The organism is Gordonia metallireducens, assembly GCF_021245825.1.
Lineage (GTDB): Bacteria > Actinomycetota > Actinomycetes > Mycobacteriales > Mycobacteriaceae > Gordonia > Gordonia namibiensis.
Map to the genome: position 1 here is coordinate 96,153 of NZ_JAJQJP010000031.1, position 18,864 is coordinate 115,016.

Below are 18,864 nucleotides of genomic sequence, written 5' to 3' on the forward strand. Positions count from 1 at the left end.
ACGACGACGCAGGGGGGTGAGCGGGTGGACATCGACACGGTGCCCGACGTCGATGTCGCCATCATCGGTGCCGGCTTCGCCGGCCTCGGGATGGCCACGCAGCTCGCCCGTCGCGGCCGCGAATCCTTCGTCGTCCTCGAACGTGCCGACGCGGTCGGCGGCACCTGGCGCGACAACGTCTACCCCGGCATCGCCTGCGACATCCCCGCGCACCTGTACTCGTTCTCGTTCCGCCCGCCGGCCGACTGGGCGTCGAGGTACCCGAGCGGCCACGAGATCCGCGACTACCTCGAGCAGACCGTCGCCGACGAGGGTCTCGCCGAGCACATCCTGCTGAATTGTGAACTGCGGCAGGCCGCCTGGGATGAAGCCGCGGCCCGCTGGACGATCACCGCCGGGACCGCGGACGGGGCCGGCCGGACGTTCCGCGCGCGCAGTCTCGTCCTCGCCGTCGGCCGGCTGTCGGAGGCGAAGATCCCCGACATCGAGGGTCTCGGCGAATTCCCCGGTCAGGTCGTCCACACGGCCGCCTGGCACGACGACGTGGCCGTCGCCGGTGCCCGGATCGGTGTCGTGGGAACCGGCGCCTCGGCCGTGCAGCTCATCCCGCACCTGGCCGACGCCGCCGAGGAGCTCGTCGTGTTCTGTCGGACCGCGCCCTATGTGGTGCCGCGCGAGGACCGCCGGTACACGGCCGACGAACGCGCCGCGCTGCTCGATCCCGAGGTCGCCGGCGAGGTTCGCCACCGGCTTCTCACCGAGGCCGACGGGGCGTTCCGCCAGCGGCTCGGCCTCCATCCCGACATCGACGAGATCCGGGCTCGTGCCCGCAACCATCTCCACGAACAGGTCGACGATCCGGAGCTGCGTGACCTCCTGACCCCGGATTACGAGATCGGCTGCAAGAGAATCCTTCTCAGCGACGATTTCTATCCGGCACTGCAGCGGACGAACGTGGTGTTCGAGCCGAGCGCGCTGGAGTCGATCACCGAGTCGAAGGCCACCGCGCGCAGCGGACGCACCTTCGATCTCGACGTGCTCGTCATGGCAACAGGATTCGAGTCCGCCCGTCCGCCGGCCGCGAGCCGGGTCGTCGGCCGTGCAGGACTGCGTCTGTCGGAGCACTGGTCGTCGGGCATGACCTCGTACGCGTCGACCGTCGTCAGCGGCTTCCCCAACATGTTCGTCCTCGACGGGCCGAACGCCGCGCTCGGCCACAATTCGGCGATCTACATGATCGAGACGCAACTCGACTACGTGCTCGGTGCGCTGGAGTTCATGGGCGACACCGAGATCCGGGCGCTGGAGGTCTCCGCGGAGGCCGAGGCCGCCTACACCCGCGAGATCGACGAACGCAGTGCGTCGACGGTGTGGCTGACCGGTTGCGACAGTTGGTATGTCGACCCGGAGAGCGGCCGGCTGACGCTGCTGTGGCCGGGGACGGCGGCGTCGTTCCGAGAACGCAACGGCACCTTCGATCCCGCGCCCTATCTGACCATCACCGATTCTCCGGAGGGGGAACGATGACCGACCTCAGCATCCCCACCGTGCGCACCGGCCAGGCGGAAGACTCCGCCGCGGAACGTCCTTCGCGTGAGGCGATCGATGCCGCCCTGGCCGCCGCCGAGGCCCGTGAGCCGATCGACATCGACCAGGCCGTCACGTTGCTCTCCTGTGCGGGTGACGATCTCGTGCGTCTGCAGTCCATCGCCGGCGAGATCCGCGACGAGGGATTGGCCGCGGTCGGTCGCTCCCGGCAGGTCACCTACTCGCGCAAGGTGTTCATCCCGCTGACCCGCCTGTGCCGCGATCGGTGCCACTACTGCACCTTCGTGACCGTGCCCGGCAAACTCGCCCGCGCCGGCGAAGGGTTGTACCTCGAACTGGACGAGGTCGTCGACCTCGCCCGCCGCGGAGCCGAACTCGGTTGCAAGGAGGCCTTGTTCACGCTCGGCGACCGCCCCGAGGACCGGTGGCCGGAGGCCCGCGAATGGCTGGCCGCGCGTGGCTATTCGTCGACCCTCGACTACGTCCGTGCGGCCGCCGTGGCCGTGCTGACCGAGACCGGCCTGCTGCCGCACCTGAATCCCGGGGTGATGAGCCTCGAGGAGCTGCTGCACCTGCGGCCGGTGGCCCCGTCGATGGGCATGATGCTCGAGACCACGTCGCGTCGGCTCTTCACCGAGAAGGGGCAACCGCACTACGGCAGCCCGGACAAGGACCCCCTGGTCCGGATGCAGGTTCTGCGCGACGCCGGTGCCGCGCGCGTCCCGTTCACGACCGGCATCCTCGTCGGGATCGGCGAATCGCTGTACGAGCGAGCCGAATCCCTGCTCGCCATAGCGGAGGTGCAGGCCGCCGGCGGTCACATCCAGGAGGTGATCGTGCAGAACTTCCGGGCCAAGCCCGACACCGCGATGCGATCCACCCCCGACGCGGAGATGAGCGAGTTCCTGGCGGCGGTCGCCGTCGCGCGGATCGTGCTCGGACCCCACATGCGCGTCCAGGCACCGCCGAACCTGGTGTCGCCGGCCGAATGCGCCGCACTGATCGCGTCCGGCATCGACGACTGGGGCGGGGTGTCGCCGCTGACCCCCGACCACGTGAACCCCGAACGCCCCTGGCCCAACCTGGATGCACTCGCCGCCCGGACCGCCGAGTCGGATTTCGTTCTCACCGAACGCATCACGGCCCAGCCGACGTACGTGCTCGACGCCGAGGACTGGATCGACCCGGCCCTCACGCACCACGTCGCCGCGCTGGCCGACCCGGAGACCGGACTCGCCGTCGACACCCGCCCCGCGCCGCGGCCCTGGCCGGCCGTCGCCTGACCTCGATACGTCCCTCGGCTATCGCCTCGGGTCACTCGGCCGGCAGGAGAGTGGCGCCGCGCCCTGCTGCTGGTTGAGCGGGGCGAGGGGGGCCGTTTGTCCTGCTGGTTGAGTAGGTGACGAGCGGGGCGAGGTGTGCCGTTTGTCCTGCTGGTTGAGTAGGTGACGAGCGGGGCGAGGTGTGCCGTTTGTCCTGCTGGTTGAGTAGGTGACGAGCGCAGCGAGGAGCCGTATCGAAATCAGCGCAACACAGCCGCGAGCGCCTCGTACCCGCCGATCACATCGGTCGCGCGATGGAGTCCGAGGTCCTGCAATGCCGCCGCGGCGAGACTCGACGTGTAGCCCTGCTGGCACAGGATGATCCAGCGCACGTCGTGGTCGACGGCCTCGGGAATCCGGGCGTCGCTGGCGGGATCGCATCGCCACTCGAGGACGTTGCGCTCGATGACGAGCGCCAGGTCCGTCTCGCCCTCTTGCGCGCGCTGGGCGGCCGGTCGGATGTCGACGAGGATCGCCCCGGCCTCGAGTTCGGCGGGGACCGACGCGGCGTCGACGCGCTGCAGTCGTGAGCGTGCCTCGGCGAGCACGTCGTCGATGGTGCGCGGAGTCGGCTTGTCGCTCATTCGGGTTCGTCGGTCAGGACCGTGCGGGTACGACGCAGGTGGCCGGCGTCGGCCACCTCGTAGTAGGACATCGCGGTGAGCGGCGGGGAGTAGGCGTGGACGCTGAGCGTCGGCCCGGCCACCTGGATCGTCGGGTTCTTCACGACGTCGTGGACCCACCCGAGAGGGAAGGCGGCCTGGTCGCCGGCGTCGAGGACACGCACGGCCAGATCGTCCCCCGTCCAGTGGTACTCCCGCAAGGAGCCCGAGAGGACGGTCAGCGCGCCGAGCGAGCCGGCGTGGTCATGTAGTTCGGTGGCCTCGCCGGCCGTCCAGCTTATGAGCCAGACGTCGAGGTCGTCGTCGGCGTAGAGGCGCGTCGACCAACGGCGCGAGGTGTCCCATTCGGTGGGGAGCAGGGCGTCGTGCCGGCCGTCGAGGACATCGGCGACACCCTGGTCGGTGATGCGCAGCAGGTCGGCGGGACGCAGATGCGTCGGCAGGTGGGTCCGCGGGCGCGGTGTGTCGGCGACCGCCCGGGTCCGGGTCAGGGGAGTGACGTTCTGCGAGCGGAGAGAGGCCGACGTGGTGCGGGCAAGGGTCGAGGTCATGACGGAATCCTTGAAGGGGAGTGAATGTGCGGGTCGGGAGCCGGTGATCAGCGACAGCACATACACATGACCCGCGACGCCGGCTCGAGCCCCGACACAGCCCACAGGCTGGTGCGAGGGCGGCCCACAGCGACCGGATTCACGACGAACATGCCGCCGAGGATGCCTCGTCACTCACCGTTTGTCGAGAATTGACGGCACGCTGAGCGAAAGTCGGGCTTCACATCGTCGTATCTCTGTCGGTATGGCCGGCGCCTGCTAGGGGTCCAGGCCGCCGTTGATGTGATTCTCGGCACAACAGGGCATTCTGCGTGCTCTGTAGCCGGGGGTGATTTCGTCGTGGGTACCACCGGGGCGGATACTCTGGGTTGCGGTTCGACCAGCCCTCGGACCGCAACCGGCGCCGACGCCGGAGAGTCGTTCGACGCCGAACTGCTCATCCGCCTCGCGCCGACAACGATCTTCCCTAGCGAAGGAGTGAGTGGTGACCTACATCATCGCGGAGCCTTGCGTCGATGTCCTGGACAAGGCTTGCGTGGAGGAATGCCCCGTCGACTGCATCTACGAGGGTGGACGCATGCTCTACATCCAGCCGGATGAGTGCGTCGACTGTGGTGCGTGCGAGCCGGTGTGCCCGGTCGAGGCGATCTTCTACGAGGACGATGTCCCGGATGAGTGGGAACCCTACGTCAGCGCCAACGCCGACTTCTTCGACGATCTCGGCTCGCCCGGCGGCGCGAGCAAGGTCGGCAAGACCGACGCAGACCCGGCCTTCATCAAGGGCCTGCCGCCCATGAACGAAGACGACTGACGCCCGACGGCTCCCCGTTCTTCGAAGAAGCCCCCGGACGGATAGGACTGGCCCCGCAGTGAGCATCCCCACCTCTCGCGCAGCAGCGCCGCTGCGTGTGTCGGCGACGCGCGTGAGCGGTCGGCTGCCCGATTTCCCGTGGGACACCCTCGCGGGTGCCAAGGCCACGGCGCAGTCCCATCCCGACGGCATCGTCGACCTGTCGGTCGGCACGCCGGTCGACCCGGTGCCGGAGCTCATCCGGAACGCGCTGGCCGACGCGTCCGGATTCCCGGGGTACCCGACGACCATCGGCACCACCGAACTGCGTGAGGCCGCTGCCGAGTCGCTCACCCGGCGCCACGGCGTGACGAACCTCGATCAGTCGGGCATCCTGCCGGTCATCGGCACCAAGGAGGCGATCGCCGGCCTCGCGTCGACCTTCGGCCTCGGCCCGGGCGACGACGTGGTGATCCCCGAGGTCGCCTACCCGACCTATGAGGTCAGTGCACTGCTGGCCGGTGCTCGCGCGATCCGGGCCGACTCGACCGTCGCTCTCGGCCCGATGAACCCGGCGCTGATGTTCATCAACTCTCCGTCGAACCCGACCGGCAAGGTCCTCGGCGTCGACCACCTGCGCAAGGTGGTGGGCTGGGCGCGCGAACGCGGGACCGTCGTGGTGTCCGACGAGTGCTACCTCGGGCTGAGCTGGGAGGGCGAGCCGCTCTCGATCCTCGACCCCCGCGTCTGCGACGGTGACCACACCGGTCTGCTCGCGGTGCACTCGCTGTCGAAGATCTCCAACCTCGCGTCGTACCGGGCCGGTTTCTTCGCCGGCGACGCCGAACTCATCGCCGAACTGCTCGCGGTCCGCAAGCATGCCGGCTTCATGCTGCCCTTCCCGATCCAGGGGGCGATGACCGCCGCACTCCGCGACGACGCCCACGTCGACGAGCAGCGGGAGCGCTACGCAGCCCGGCGTCGGACATTGCTCGCCGCGATCGAGGCGGCCGGTTTCCGCGTCGACCACTCCGAGGCCGGCCTGTACCTCTGGGCCACCCGCGACGAGCCGTGTCGCGACACCGTCGCCTGGCTCGCCGAGCGCGGAATCCTCTGCGCCCCCGGCGATTTCTATGGTCCGGCCGGGGAGAAGCACGTCCGCATGGCGCTCACCGCCACCGACGAACGCATCGCCGCCGTGGCCGCGCGCCTGGCCGGCTAGGCGTCTCGGCGGTCAGCCCCGCCCGCTCTTGCTCTGCAACCGCTCGATCTCTTCCGACGCCTGGGCCTTGGTGAGGTCGGCGGAGATGGTCTCGCCCGCCTCGCGGGCCAAGGTGTCGAGATAACTGCGCTGTGCGCCGGTCATCGGCTCGTCGCCGGTCACCCAGTCGTCGGGATCCTTCTCGGTGCTGTTGCCGGCCCCGGCGCCGAGGACGTCTTCGCCGCCCGGCGTCGAACTGCTGTTCGATGTACTCATGGCTCCACAGTACGAGTCATCCGGTGATCCGGCCACCTGCCCGCGCGTGACCCGCGGCGGAAACCCTCCACAAATGGCCGAACCCAGCACCTTGTCGGTGCTGGGTTCGGCCAAAAGGGGTGGGTCTGCAGTCGACCTCAGTTGTGCTTGTGCAGCGCCTCGTTGAGTGCGATGCCGTCGCCCTTCCACGGCACGACCTCGACCGCACCGGTCAGGCTGTTGCGACGGAACAGCAGGTTCGACTGGCCCGCCAGGTCGCGTGCCTTGACCTGGGTGCCGTCCGGGCCGGTCACCTTGGTGCCGGCGGTGACGTACAGGCCGGCCTCGATGACGCAGTCGTCGCCGAGCGGGATGCCGCAGCCGGCGTTCGCGCCCAGCAGGCAACGCTTGCCGAGGGAGATGATCTCCTTGCCACCGCCGGAGAGCGTGCCCATGGTCGACGCGCCGCCGCCGATGTCGGAACCGTCGCCGACGACGACGCCCGCCGAGATGCGACCCTCGACCATCGACGCCCCGAGGGTGCCGGCGTTGAAGTTCACGAAGCCCTCGTGCATCACGGTGGTGCCGGCGGCCAGGTGGGCGCCGAGACGGATCCGGTCGGCGTCACCGATGCGGACGCCGCCGGGGACGACGTAGTCGACCATGCGGGGGAACTTGTCGATCGAGTACACGGTCACCGGGCCGCGGGCGCGCAGCTTGGCGCGCACCGATTCGAAGTTCTCGATCGCGCACGGGCCGTGGTTGGTCCAGGCGACGTTGGCGAGCAGCCCGAACATGCCCTCGAGGTTCGCGCCGTGCGGCTCGATGAGGCGGTGGGAGAGCAGGTGGAGTCGGAGATAGACGTCGTAGGCGTCGACCGGGGCGACCGACAGGTCGGCGATGCCGGTGCGGACCGCGATGGTCTTGACGCCGCGGGCCTCGTCGACACCGACCAGTTCGCGCAGTTCCGCCGGCGTCGACTCCTCGTCGAGGACGACGGTCTCGGCGGTCTCGACACCGTCGAGCTCGGGTGCGGGGAACCAGACGTCGAGCACGACTCCCGGAGTCGACCCCCCGTCGATCACGGTTGCGATGCCAGTTGCGTGTGCGCCAGTAGTTGTCACGAGACCCGAGTCTAGGTGATCGACCGCGGTGTACGACGCCGTGCCTCCTGCCGCCCTCCGCCGGTCACGCTCCGGGGCCGACGGGTGCCCGTCCGTCATCCGAACGGCGCAAAGTCCTGGTGGGAGCGTGTTCGGCACTCGTATCGTCGCAGCCATGACCGGCCACGACCGACCTTCGACCTCCGCCCCGCGGCGTCGGCGGCGCCTGCCCTGGGTGCTCGGCGGCGTGGGCCTGCTGGTCGTGGTCGCTGTCGCGGTCGCCGCGGTGATCTTCCAGCCGTGGCTGATCTTCGTCGACACCGAGGTCGACGACGAGATCCCGGTCGCGGTGACGCCGTCGACGTCCCGGGACGGTCGACCGCCGGCCGCGCCCGCCGTGCTGTCCGAGGGGCGGATGATCAGTCACGAACATCCGACCTCGGGGACCGTGACGATCATCGAGAAGCCGGATGGGTCAAGGGTTCTCGCGATCGAGAACCTCGACACCACCACCGGGCCCGACGTCCACGTGTGGCTGTCGCAGGCCGAGGTGGTCGAGGGCTTCAGCGGCTGGCGCACCGCCGCCGGTCCGCCCCACGTCGACCTCGGGATGATCAAAGGCAACAAGGGCAACCAGGTCTACGAGATCCCCGCCGACGTCGACCTCGCCGCCTATCCCGCGGTGTTCCTGTGGTGCGTGAAGTTCAGCGTCTCGTTCGGCGCAGCGGAACTGATCGCACCGCCCACCGACTGACCCCGCTACGGTTGATCGCGTGAGCACCGCACTTGACCTCGCCGCCGATCCCGTCGAACTGACCGCCGCCCTCGTCGACATCGAGAGCGAGTCGCGCAACGAGTCGGCCATCGCCGACGCGGTGGAAGCTGCACTGCGGGAGCAGACGACGGGCTTCGAGATCCTCCGGCACGGCAATCGGGTGCTCGCCCGTACCAACCGGGGGAAGGAGCAGCGCGTCATCCTGGCAGGACACCTCGACACCGTGCCCGTCGCCGGCAACCTGCCCTCGCGACGCGAGACGCATCCCGAGGAGGGCGACGTCCTGCACGGCTGCGGCGCCGTCGACATGAAATCGGGCGACGCGGTGTTCCTGCATCTTGCCGCGACACTCGAGGATCCGGCCCACGACCTGACGCTGATCTTCTACGACTGCGAGGAGATCGCCGCCGAGTTCAACGGCCTCAACGACATCGAGCGGGAACTGCCGGAGTGGCTCGCCGGTGACGTCGCGATCCTCGGCGAACCCACCGCCGGTCTCATCGAGGCGGGTTGTCAAGGGACGCTGCGGGTTAGGCTCGCGACGTCGGGAACGCGATCGCACTCGGCCCGCTCGTGGATGGGCGACAACGCGATCCACAAGCTCGGGGGAGTGCTGACCACCCTGGCCGCCTACGAGGCGCGCCGCGTCGACATCGACGGGTGCGAGTACCGCGAGGGACTCTCGGCGGTCGGGCTCGCCGGAGGTGTCGCGGGCAACGTCATCCCCGACGCCGCGCACGTCGACGTGAACTTTCGATTCGCCCCGGACCGGTCCGTCGAGCAGGCCCTCGATCATGTCCGCGAGGTCTTCGCGGCCGACCTCGCCGACGGCACGGTCACCCTCGAGGTCACCGACGCCGCGGCCGGCGCGCTGCCCGGCCTGGCACATCCGGCGGCAGCCGCTCTCGTCGAGGCCGCGCAGGGACGCTTCCGCGCGAAATACGGGTGGACCGACGTCTCGCGGTTCTCGGCCCTCGGCATCCCGGCGGTGAACCTCGGCCCCGGCGACCCCAATCTCGCGCATCGCCGCGACGAGCGGGTCCCGGTCGAGCAGATCCGCACGGTCACCGAACTGCTGCGCGCCTACCTGTCCTGAGTCGGTCCGACCCTGTCCTGAGTCGGTTCAGCGCGGTCGGGGAGGGGCGTCACACGCTGCTAGCGTGACCTGCATGTCGACGAATCCGGAACCTCCTGCGCACGATCCCGCCGCAGACGACGTCTACTACGTCGGGCCGGTCCGAATCCGGCCGGAACAGCGGGGCAAGACGACCGACCGGCGTCTGCTCGAGTGGGTCGACCCGCGTGACCCGGAGAGCCGTGCCGAACGCACCATGCGCGACTCGTGGCGCGTGCTGCGCATCCAGTCGGAGTTCGTCGCCGGGTTCGACGCCATGAGCGGCGTCGCCGAGGCGGTGACCGTGTTCGGGTCCGCGCGTCTGAAGCCGGACTCGCCGGAATATGCCCTCGGGGTGAGGGTGGGTCGAGCGCTCGGTGAGGCCGGCTATGCGGTCATCACCGGCGGCGGACCCGGCGCGATGCAGGCGGCGAACCAGGGCGCGCACGAGGCCGGCGCCCAGTCGATCGGCCTGAACATCGAGCTGCCCTTCGAGCAGGGCCTCAACCCGTGGGTCGACCTCGGCATGAACTTCCGCTACTTCTTCGTCCGCAAGACGATGTTCGTGAAGTACGCGCAGGCCTTCGTCTGCCTGCCCGGCGGTATGGGCACGCTCGACGAGCTGTTCGAGGCGCTCACCCTGGTGCAGACCAAGAAGGTGGTGCGATTCCCGATCGTGCTGGTGGGCAGCGACTTCTGGGGCGGACTTCTCGACTGGATGCGCGACGTGCTCGCCGCGCGCGGCATGATCTCGCCCGATGACCTCGACCTGCTGACCGTCGTCGACGACCCCGACGACGTCGTCGCAGCGATCGAGGCGGCCGCCCCGACGCAGCCCGGCGTGAACCCGCCTGGAGTCGATGGCACGATTGCCCGGTGAGTGCCGTCTGTGTCTACTGTGCGTCCGGTCCCGTCGAACAACGCTTCCTCGATCTCGCCACCGAGGTGGGGGCGGCGCTCGCAGGCGCGGGCCACACCGTCGTCTCCGGCGGTGGCAACGTCTCGATGATGGGTGCGCTGGTCACGTCGGCGCGCGCGGCGGGCGGCCACACCATCGGCATCATCCCGAAGTCGCTGATCGAGCGCGAGGTCGCCGACCTCGGGTCCGACGAACTGGTCATCACCGAGACCATGCGTGAACGCAAGCGCCTCATGGACGAGCGCGCCGACGGTTTCATCACGCTCCCCGGGGGTATCGGAACCCTGGAGGAGTTGTTCGAGACCTGGACGGGCGGGTACCTGGGCATGCACGAGAAGCCGGTGGTCATGCTCGATCCGTTCGATTTCTACGCGCCGCTCCTCGGCTGGCTGCGAGAGTTGTCGACGAGCGGATTCGTCTCCCAGCGATCGTTGGATCGACTGCTGGTCACGGCCTCCGTCGACGAGGCGATCGAGTTGGCGACACAGCGGTGGGAACTTCCTACCGGCCGGTAAGGTAGCGCGGTGAGTGCGCGGGGCACTCAACGACGCCCAGCGGAGAGCGGAGGCCACATGTCCCCAGAGACCCAGCCCAAGGACGTCCAGTCGGACTCGACGACGAACGGTTCGAACCAGGACACGGTGAAGACGGTCGGAGTGGGGGATCTTTTGCGCGGCGTGGTGAAGATGGCGCCACACGCGACCGGGATGATCAAGCACGCGCCTGGACTCATCCGCCGCCCGCCGGAGGCGAAGAAGACGATCGGCTCGGTCTTCCAGAAGCTGGCACACGCTCATCCGGACCGTCCGTTTGTCCGGTTCGAGGGCCGCACGACCACCTACGGTGAGGCCAATCGCCGTGTGAACCGTTATGCCGCAGTCCTTTCCGAGGCCGGCGTCGGCAAGGGTGACGTCGTCGCCCTGCTCTCCAAGAACAACACCACCGATCTGCTGCTGATGCTGGCGACGGTGAAGCTCGGCGCGATCGCCGGGATGCTGAACTACAACCAGCGCGGGGACGTCCTCGAGCACTCGGTGAAGCTGCTCGGGGCCGAGGTCCTCGTCCACGATCCGGACTGTGCCGAGGCCTTCGAGTCGATCCCGGAATCGGCGTTGCCCCAGCACGTCTATGACTTCGCCGAGTTCGACGCCGCCGCCGAGGACAAGCCGGACACCGATCCGGAGATCACCGCGCAGCTGCCGGCCTCGACGAAGGCCTTCTACATCTTCACCTCGGGTACCACCGGCATGCCCAAGGCCAGCGTGATGAGCCACAACCGGTGGCTGGCCAGCTATTCCGGAATCGGCGGTCTCGCGGTCCGCCTGCGCCACAGCGACACCATGTACGTGCCGCTGCCGCTCTACCACAACAACGCACTGTCGGTCTCGCTGTCGTCGGTGCTGGCGTCGGGCGCATGTTTCGCGATCGGCAAGTCGTTCTCGGCGTCGAAGTTCTGGGACGACGTGATCCTCAACCGCGCCACGGCCTTCTGCTACATCGGCGAACTGTGCCGCTACCTGCTGGCGCAGCCGGAGAAGCCCACCGACCGGCAGCATTCGGTCCACACCGTCGTGGGTAACGGGATGCGCCCCGACATCTGGGACGAATTCCGCGAGCGGTTCGGCGTGGACCGCGTCGTCGAGTTCTACGGCGCCAGCGAGCTCAACCTCGCCTTCGTCAACGCCTTCACCGTCGACAAGACGGCTGGCTTCTGCCCGCTGCCGTACAAGATCGTCGAGTACGACGAGGAGGGCAACCCGAAGCGCAACTCCGAGGGCCGGCTGACCGAGGTCGGCAAGGGCGGCACGGGTCTGTTGCTCGCGCAGATCTCCAATCGGGTGCCGGTCGACGGCTACACCGACGAGGAGGAGACCGAGAAGAAGATCGTCCGCGATGCCTTCAAGAAGGGCGACGCGTACTTCAACTCGGGTGACCTCGTCCGCGATCAGGGCTTCGCGCACATCTCCTTCGTCGACCGTCTCGGCGACACCTTCCGCTGGAAGGGCGAGAACGTGGCCACCACCGAGGTCGAGGGTGCGGTCGATTCCTACGACGCGGTGGCCCAGTCGGTGGCCTACGGCGTCGAGGTGCCCGGCACCGACGGCCGCGCCGGGATGGTGGCGATCAAGCTGCGCGACGGTGCCGACCTCGAGCCGAAGCGGCTCGCCGAACACCTCAACAAGGCGCTGCCGTCCTACGCGGTGCCGCTGTTCGTGCGGATCGTGGACGACTTCGAGCAGACCTCGACGTTCAAGAACCGTAAAGTCGAACTCCGTAAGGAAGGTTATGCCGACGTCGAGGCCGATTCGGTCTACGTTCTGGTCGGCAAGGAGAAGGGCTACGTGGAGTTCTACGAGGATTACCCCGACGACGTGGCGGCAGCCAAGGTCCCCAAGGGATGACCGTTTCGCCGACCCTGTGTGGTCGTCCGGTGGCTACCGACCGCGCGCTGGTCATGGCGATCGTCAACCGCACTCCTGATTCCTTCTACGACCGTGGCGCCAGCTTCGACGACACCGCCGCACAGCGTCGCGTCGACCAGGTGGTCGCCGAAGGTGCCGACATCATCGATGTCGGCGGGGTGAAGGCAGGGCCCGGCGAAGAGGTCGACGCGACCACGGAGGCGGCTCGCGTGGTGCCGATGATCTCGTGGATCCGCGACCGCCACCCGGATGTGCTGATCAGCGTCGACACCTGGCGCAGCGAGGTCGCCGACCAGGCGTGCGCGGCGGGCGCCGATCTCATCAACGACACATGGGCCGGATTCGACCCCGAGGTGGTCGCAGTGGCGGCCGAACGCGGCGCGGGGATCGTGTGTTCGCACACCGGCGGCGCCGTCGTCCGGACCCGCCCGCACCGGGTCTCCTACGGCGATTCGGTCGACGCGGTGGTGGCCGATGTGCTCGCCGAGGTGACCCGGGCAGCGGAACGGGCCCTGGCAGCAGGCGTACATCGAGACGCGATCGTTATCGACCCGACGCACGATTTCGGCAAGAACACTCACCACGGGCTCGCTCTGTTACGCCGTGTGAAAGATCTTGTTAATACAGGCTGGCCGGTGCTGATGGCGCTCAGCAACAAAGATTTTGTGGGGGAGACTCTGGGTACAGACCTGGAGCAACGGTTGGAGGGAACTCTCGCCGCGACCGCTCTGGCCGCCGCCCAAGGCGCCCGGATCTTTCGCGTACACGAGGTCGCCGCCACCCGTCGTGTGGTCGACATGGTCGCTGCCATTGCGGGAACGAGACCGCCCGCCCGAACAGTCAGGGGACTTGCATGACCAAGCAGAAGCGACGTAACCCCATCAGTCGCGACAAGGCCGCCGTGTGGCCGACGCCGGCCGAGGCGCTCGGTACCAAGCGGCAGTGGTCGGCGACGCACACCTGGGAACAGCCGGATTGGACCATCGACGAACTCGTCGCCGCCAAGGACGGCCGCACCGTCTCGGTGGTGCTCCCAGCGCTGAACGAGGAGGAGACCGTCGCCGACGTGATCGCCTCGATCATGCCGCTGTACGGCACGCTCGTCGACGAACTGATCGTCCTGGACTCGGGCTCCACCGATGCCACCGCCGAGCGTGCACTCGCCGCCGGCGCGCAGGTCATCAGCCGCGAAGAGGCGGTACCCGAACTCGAACCCGTCAAGGGCAAGGGTGAGGTGCTGTGGCGTTCGATCGCCGCGACCACCGGCGACATCATCGCCTTCGTCGACTCCGACCTCATCGACCCCGACCCGATGTTCGTGCCGAAGATGCTCGGCCCGCTCCTGGTGAACCCGGAGATCCATCTGGTGAAGGGCTACTACCGCCGCCCGCTGCGGACCGGCGGCACCCAGGACGCCAACGGCGGCGGTCGCGTCACCGAACTCGTCGCCCGCCCGTTGCTGGCCTCTCAGAAGCCCGACCTCACCGCGGTCCTGCAGCCGCTCGGCGGTGAGTACGCCGGCACCCGCGAGATGCTGTCGTCGGTGCCGTTCGCGCCCGGCTACGGCGTGGAGATCGGTCTCCTCATCGACACCTACGACCGGTACGGTCTCGCCGGTATCGGCCAGGTCAATCTCGGCGTGCGCACCCACCGCAACCGTCCGCTCATCGAACTCGGCGTCATGAGCCGGCAGATCGTCGGCACGCTCATGCGGCGATGCGGCATCGAGGACTCCGGTGTCGGACTCACCCAGTTCACCGCCGAGTCCGACGGCTCGTTCACCCCGCACACCACCGAGGTCTACCTCGAGGACCGTCCGCCGATGAACAGCCTTCGCTCCGTCGACGCCAAGGTGATGGCCTCATAACGGCTGCGTGAGCAACCGACCACTTCTCGACTCCGGCGACACCGTGACACGCCCTTGGCGTGGCGCAGTGTCGCCGGTGTCGTGTGCGGTCGAATCGCCCGACGGGGCGGCCAGGTGCCGCGGCGGCCGCCCGACGCCGGTCTGTCAGGATGGGACGTATGCAGACCCTGCTGCTGTACCTGCTGATCATGGCGCTCGTCGCCGGGGCAGTGTTCGCCATCGTCTGGTTCGTCTTCGGGCGCGGGGAGGAACTGCCCCCGGTCGAACCCGACACCACACTCACCCGTCTGCCGACGGTCGGGATCAGCGGCGACGACGTCCGGGCGCTGCGCTTCATGCAGACGTTCCGGGGCTACAAGCAGTCCGAGGTCGACTGGGCGCTGGCGCGTCTCGCGCGCGAGGTCGACGACCTCCGAACGGTCATCGCGCGCCTCCGTGAGCGCGAGTCCGGGACACATGTGACCCCCGCCACGACAGGCGTTCCCGACGCTGCCGCAGGGGATGCCGACAACCCCGAGAACGCCCGGGATCAGGCGGTTTACGACGATCCGGACCCCAAACCCGCCACGCGCGAAGCAGGTCCGTCAATCACCTTCGACAGGTGATCGGAACACGTCGGAACAGTGCTTGTGTCGCGCACTCGCATTCGATTGAGACGACGACACGTATCATGTTCAAAGCAGGGACACTGTGAAGGGAGCTTGAGAATGGCGGCAATGAAGCCACGTACTGGGGACGGCCCCCTCGAAGCGGCCAAGGAAGGGCGTGGAATCGTTGTCCGGATTCCGATCGAGGGCGGAGGTCGCCTCGTCGTCGAGTTGACCGCCGACGAAGCCGCCGCACTGGGTGAGGAACTCCGCGGGGTCACCGGCTGAACGGAGATCTCGCCGACGTCGTCGAGCTGCTTCGATGCCCGGTGTGTGCCGGGCCTTTCGAGACCGCGCCGCCCGGGACCGGGCACGACGAGACTTCCCCGGCAGCAGCCGGGTCCAGGCCGTCGCCGCGTGGAGGATCACTCCGCTGCGGTGACGGTCATTCCTTCGACATCGCCAAACAGGGTTATGTCTCACTGCTCGACGGACGTTCGGGCTCGCTGCGTGCCGACACCGCGGCCATGGTCGCGGCCCGCGCACGTGTCCACGAAGCCGGCTTCTTCATCCCGGTTCTGGACGCGGTGGCCGAACGGACACGCGAATTCGGTGCCGGTGTCGACAAACCCGTCGTCCTGGACGCGGGAGCCGGTGGGGGCCACTACCTTCGCGCCGCGGTGAGTGCCCTCGCCGACGCATCGCCCTCGATCGAGGCACGCGGCATCGGTATCGACCTCTCCAAGTTCTGTGCGCGGGCGATCTCGCGCGGCACTCCGAGCCACGCGGCGGTCGTCGCCGACATCTGGCGCGGCCTACCGATCGCCGATGACGCTGCCACCGTTGCGCTCTCGGTGTTCGCGCCGCGCAATGCCGCAGAGTTCGCGCGGATACTGCAGCCCGGCGGAGGCCTCGTGGTCGTCAGCCCGGCCGCAGACCATCTCGCCGAGATCATCGAGCCGATGCAGATGCTGAGCGTCGACTCCGGCAAATCCGAACGGCTGCAGGCCACTTTCGCCGACGGTTTCGAGGTCGTCGACTCGTCGCCGGTCCGTTCCGTTCTCCAACTCGACGCACAGACCGTCGGTGACCTCGTCGCGATGGGCCCGTCGGCCTTCCACGCCGAGGACGCCGACATCCGCTCACGTGCCGCGGAATTCGTCGGCGACGGCAGGGTCGAGGTGACGCTGTCGGTCGTCGTCACGACCTGCCGGCCGGTCGCCGGGAACTGACCACCTGCTGCGCAGGTGGTGCGTCAGCGCAGGACGGAGCGGTACACCCCGAGCGTCTGTTCGGCGATCGTCGCCCAGGAGAACTCGGCCTCGGCGCGCTCGCGACCGGCCGCCCCCATTGCCGTCGCCATCACCGGATCGGCCACGACGGCATTCACCGTCAGAGCCAGATCGTGTTCGAAGGTCTGCGGATCGACGGGGTCATAGGGCACCAGACGACCGGTGACGTGATCGCGCACCACCTCGGGGATCCCGCCGACCTCCGAGGCCACGACCGCGGTTCCGCACGCCATGGCCTCCAGGTTCACGATGCCCAACGGTTCGTACACCGAGGGGCACACGAAGACCGATGCCGCGGTGAGGATCTCGCGGATACGGGGGAGCGGCAGCATCTCCCGGACCCAGTGCACACCGGGTCGGGACGCGGACAGCTTGCCGACCGCCGCCTCGATCTCCGCGCCGATCTCCGGGGTGTCGGGCGCACCGGCGCAGAGCACCAGCTGGACGTCGGGGTGGAAGTCGTGGGCGGCCGCGACGAGATGTGCGACGCCCTTCTGACGGGTGATGCGTCCGACGAAGGCGACGATCGGACGCTGGGGATCGACGCCGAGCGCGGTCAGCGTCGACTCCGGTCCGAAGGGGTCGTCGACGGGATACCACTGGGTGGTGTCGATGCCGTTGCGCACCACGTGGACCCGCTCGGGGTCGAGCCGTGGATAGGTGTTGCAGACGTCGTTGCGCATGCCCGAGCTGACCGCGATCACCGCATCGGCGTATTCGACCGCGTTGCGTTCGACCCAGCTCGACACCCGGTAGCCACCGCCGAGTTGCTCGGCCTTCCACGGGCGTGACGGTTCGAGCGAATGCGCCGTGAGGATGTGCGGTACCCCGTACAGTTGCGCGGCGACGTGTCCGGCGAGGCCGGTGTACCAGGTGTGGGAGTGCACGACGTCGGCGCCTTCGGCCCCGACTGCCATGCGCAGGTCGGCGGAGAGTGTCGTGATCGCCGCATTCGCACCGGCCAGGCCAGGATCGGGTGAGTAAACCGCTGCGGTGTCGCGTTCGGCACCCATGCAGTGCACGTCGACGGTCGCGAGATCGCGTAGGTGACGGACCAATTCGGTCACGTGTACGCCGGCACCGCCGTACACCTCGGGTGGATACTCCCGTGTCATCATCGCCACCCTCATGATGACGACGCTAGTGGCATCGCGGGCAGTTCGCCATCGCTGTGCGAACACGACTGTGAATCCGTCGGTGCTGTCATCTGGCCGAGGCTGTCGATCGCGGTTAAGTTGGGGGAGTGAGATCACAGCCGCACGTCCTCGGCATCGTCCTCGCAGGCGGCGAAGGCAAACGCCTTTACCCGCTGACGATGGACCGGGCCAAGCCTGCGGTGCCCTTCGGCGGTGCCTACCGGCTGATCGACTTCGTGCTGTCGAACCTGGTCAACGCCGGATACGAGCGCATTTGCGTGCTGACGCAATACAAGTCGCATTCGCTGGACCGGCACATCTCGCAGACCTGGTGGACGTCGGGTTTCCACGGCGAATACATCACGCCCGTTCCCGCACAGCAGCGCCTCGGACCTCGCTGGTACACCGGCAGTGCCGACGCGATCTTTCAGTCGATGAACCTGATCACCGACGAACAACCCGAGTACATCGTGGTCTTCGGCGCCGATCACGTGTACCGCATGGACCCGTCGCAGATGGTCGAGGCGCACATCGCCTCCGGTGCCGACGTCACCGTCGCCGGCATCCGCGTTCCGCGCGCCGAGGCGGTCGCCTTCGGGTGCATCGACTCCGACGCCTCCGGCAAGATCACCCGATTCCTGGAGAAGCCCGCCGACCCGCCCGGCACCCCGGACGACCCGAACTCGACCTTCGCCTCGATGGGTAACTACGTGTTCACCACCGAAGCGCTCGTCGAGGCACTGCGCGAGGACGCCGCCGACTCCGACTCCGACCACGACATGGGCGGCGACATCATCCCGGCGTTCGTCGCCCGCGACACCGCCTACGTCTACGACTTCAAGGACAACGAGGTGCCCGGCGCCACCGAGCGCGACAAGGGCTACTGGCGCGACGTCGGAACCCTCGACGCCTTCTACGAGGCGCACATGGATCTCGTGTCCGTGCACCCGATCTTCAACCTCTACAACGGTCGCTGGCCGATCCGCGGCGAGACACACAACCTCCCGCCGGCCAAGTTCGTCCAGGGTGGCGTGGCCGAGGACTCGGTCGTCGGCTCGGGCTGCATCATCTCGGGTGGGACCGTTCGCAATTCGGTGCTGTCCTCGAACGTCATCGTCGAGGACGGCGCGGTCATCGACGGCGCCGTTCTCATGCCGGGCGTACGCATCGGCAAGGGGGCGGTAGTCCGCAAGGCGATCCTCGACAAGAACGTCGTCGTCGGCGACGGCGAGCAACTCGGCGTCGACCCCGACGCCGACCGCGAACGCTTCTCCGTCAGCGCCGGTGGCGTCGTGACGGTCGGCAAGGGGATTCGGGTCTGACGCATCCCCCTGCCGGCCGAGTAGCGCCGACCAAGC

20 protein-coding genes are annotated in these 18,864 nt (G+C 68.4%); 15 read left to right on the forward strand and 5 right to left on the reverse strand.

The genetic code is table 11. The features are described 5' to 3' along the window. Nucleotides 1-90 precede the first annotated feature (90 nt). Together LQD00_RS12995 and cofG are read left to right on the forward strand one after the other, a co-directional pair. Nucleotides 91-1,527 (forward strand): flavin-containing monooxygenase, encoded by a 1,437-nt coding sequence (locus LQD00_RS12995; protein ID WP_406567021.1) that lies wholly within the window; start codon nucleotides 91-93, stop codon nucleotides 1,525-1,527. Further along, nucleotides 1,524-2,831, forward strand: coding sequence for a 7,8-didemethyl-8-hydroxy-5-deazariboflavin synthase CofG (cofG, locus tag LQD00_RS13000; protein ID WP_232717620.1), 1,308 nt, complete (start codon nucleotides 1,524-1,526; stop codon nucleotides 2,829-2,831). The genes LQD00_RS12995 and cofG overlap by 4 nt, the downstream gene beginning before the upstream one ends. Nucleotides 2,832-3,070: 239 nt before the next feature. Here cofG and LQD00_RS13005 read toward each other — a convergent pair whose 3' ends face one another. Together LQD00_RS13005 and LQD00_RS13010 are read right to left on the reverse strand one after the other, a co-directional pair. Next, a complete protein-coding gene (locus tag LQD00_RS13005; RefSeq protein ID WP_006865617.1) occupies nucleotides 3,071-3,454 on the reverse strand; it encodes a rhodanese-like domain-containing protein in 384 nt (127 codons plus the stop codon). After that, on the reverse strand, nucleotides 3,451-4,044 hold the full coding sequence (locus LQD00_RS13010; protein WP_232717621.1) for a cysteine dioxygenase: 594 nt from the start codon (nucleotides 4,042-4,044) through the stop codon (nucleotides 3,451-3,453). Before LQD00_RS13010 ends, LQD00_RS13005 begins: the two co-directional genes overlap by 4 nt. A gap of 481 nt (nucleotides 4,045-4,525) precedes the next feature. Here LQD00_RS13010 and fdxA point away from each other — a divergent pair, with 481 nt between their 5' ends. Next, the gene (gene fdxA / locus LQD00_RS13015; RefSeq protein WP_119032849.1) at nucleotides 4,526-4,855 is read left to right on the forward strand and encodes a ferredoxin; all 330 of its coding nucleotides are present in this window, start codon (nucleotides 4,526-4,528) and stop codon (nucleotides 4,853-4,855) included. Between the two features lie 58 nt (nucleotides 4,856-4,913). Then, nucleotides 4,914-6,056: a succinyldiaminopimelate transaminase gene (gene dapC, locus LQD00_RS13020; protein WP_308195971.1), complete on the forward strand. Its 1,143-nt coding sequence runs from the start codon at nucleotides 4,914-4,916 to the stop codon at nucleotides 6,054-6,056. A gap of 12 nt (nucleotides 6,057-6,068) precedes the next feature. On the opposite strand, the gene LQD00_RS13025 is transcribed toward dapC, so the two are convergent. Further along, a complete protein-coding gene (locus LQD00_RS13025; protein WP_232717622.1) occupies nucleotides 6,069-6,311 on the reverse strand; it encodes a DUF3072 domain-containing protein in 243 nt (80 codons plus the stop codon). Nucleotides 6,312-6,448: 137 nt separating this feature from the next. Next, complete coding sequence (gene dapD, locus LQD00_RS13030) at nucleotides 6,449-7,414, reverse strand: 2,3,4,5-tetrahydropyridine-2,6-dicarboxylate N-succinyltransferase (protein WP_119033813.1); 966 nt, start codon at nucleotides 7,412-7,414, stop codon at nucleotides 6,449-6,451. Nucleotides 7,415-7,628: 214 nt separating this feature from the next. Between dapD and LQD00_RS13035 the strand changes: the two genes are divergently transcribed. From LQD00_RS13035 to LQD00_RS13080, 10 genes are all read left to right on the forward strand, one after another. Then, entirely contained in the window at nucleotides 7,629-8,147 is a 519-nt protein-coding gene (locus LQD00_RS13035; protein ID WP_232717651.1) for a DM13 domain-containing protein, read from the forward strand. 19 nt (nucleotides 8,148-8,166) lie between these two features. Beyond that, nucleotides 8,167-9,264: a succinyl-diaminopimelate desuccinylase gene (dapE, locus tag LQD00_RS13040; protein WP_232717623.1), complete on the forward strand. Its 1,098-nt coding sequence runs from the start codon at nucleotides 8,167-8,169 to the stop codon at nucleotides 9,262-9,264. A gap of 73 nt (nucleotides 9,265-9,337) precedes the next feature. Next, nucleotides 9,338-10,162 carry an LOG family protein gene (locus LQD00_RS13045; protein WP_232717624.1) on the forward strand — a complete coding sequence of 275 codons (825 nt, stop codon included), beginning with the start codon at nucleotides 9,338-9,340 and terminating at the stop codon, nucleotides 10,160-10,162. Further along, nucleotides 10,159-10,716: an LOG family protein gene (locus LQD00_RS13050; RefSeq protein WP_232717625.1), complete on the forward strand. Its 558-nt coding sequence runs from the start codon at nucleotides 10,159-10,161 to the stop codon at nucleotides 10,714-10,716. The genes LQD00_RS13045 and LQD00_RS13050 overlap by 4 nt, the downstream gene beginning before the upstream one ends. Before the next feature lie 57 nt (nucleotides 10,717-10,773). Further along, a complete protein-coding gene (locus LQD00_RS13055) occupies nucleotides 10,774-12,603 on the forward strand; it encodes a long-chain-acyl-CoA synthetase (RefSeq protein ID WP_232717626.1) in 1,830 nt (609 codons plus the stop codon). Continuing rightward, nucleotides 12,600-13,481, forward strand: coding sequence for a dihydropteroate synthase (folP, locus tag LQD00_RS13060; protein WP_232717627.1), 882 nt, complete (start codon nucleotides 12,600-12,602; stop codon nucleotides 13,479-13,481). The genes LQD00_RS13055 and folP overlap by 4 nt, the downstream gene beginning before the upstream one ends. Then, nucleotides 13,478-14,491, forward strand: a complete 1,014-nt coding sequence (locus LQD00_RS13065) for a glucosyl-3-phosphoglycerate synthase (RefSeq protein WP_232717628.1) — start codon at nucleotides 13,478-13,480, stop codon at nucleotides 14,489-14,491. Before folP ends, LQD00_RS13065 begins: the two co-directional genes overlap by 4 nt. A 158-nt stretch (nucleotides 14,492-14,649) precedes the next feature. After that, the gene (locus tag LQD00_RS13070; RefSeq protein WP_232717629.1) at nucleotides 14,650-15,096 is read left to right on the forward strand and encodes a DivIVA domain-containing protein; all 447 of its coding nucleotides are present in this window, start codon (nucleotides 14,650-14,652) and stop codon (nucleotides 15,094-15,096) included. 102 nt (nucleotides 15,097-15,198) lie between these two features. Continuing rightward, entirely contained in the window at nucleotides 15,199-15,366 is a 168-nt protein-coding gene (locus LQD00_RS13075) for a DUF3117 domain-containing protein (RefSeq protein ID WP_004019232.1), read from the forward strand. 41 nt (nucleotides 15,367-15,407) lie between these two features. After that, a complete protein-coding gene (locus LQD00_RS13080) occupies nucleotides 15,408-16,310 on the forward strand; it encodes a putative RNA methyltransferase (protein WP_232717630.1) in 903 nt (300 codons plus the stop codon). Nucleotides 16,311-16,333: 23 nt separating this feature from the next. Here LQD00_RS13080 and glgA read toward each other — a convergent pair whose 3' ends face one another. Next, nucleotides 16,334-17,500 carry a glycogen synthase gene (glgA, locus tag LQD00_RS13085; protein ID WP_232717631.1) on the reverse strand — a complete coding sequence of 389 codons (1,167 nt, stop codon included), beginning with the start codon at nucleotides 17,498-17,500 and terminating at the stop codon, nucleotides 16,334-16,336. A gap of 113 nt (nucleotides 17,501-17,613) precedes the next feature. Here glgA and glgC point away from each other — a divergent pair, with 113 nt between their 5' ends. Further along, on the forward strand, nucleotides 17,614-18,828 hold the full coding sequence (gene glgC, locus LQD00_RS13090) for a glucose-1-phosphate adenylyltransferase (RefSeq protein WP_232717632.1): 1,215 nt from the start codon (nucleotides 17,614-17,616) through the stop codon (nucleotides 18,826-18,828). Nucleotides 18,829-18,864: the final 36 nt, after the last annotated feature.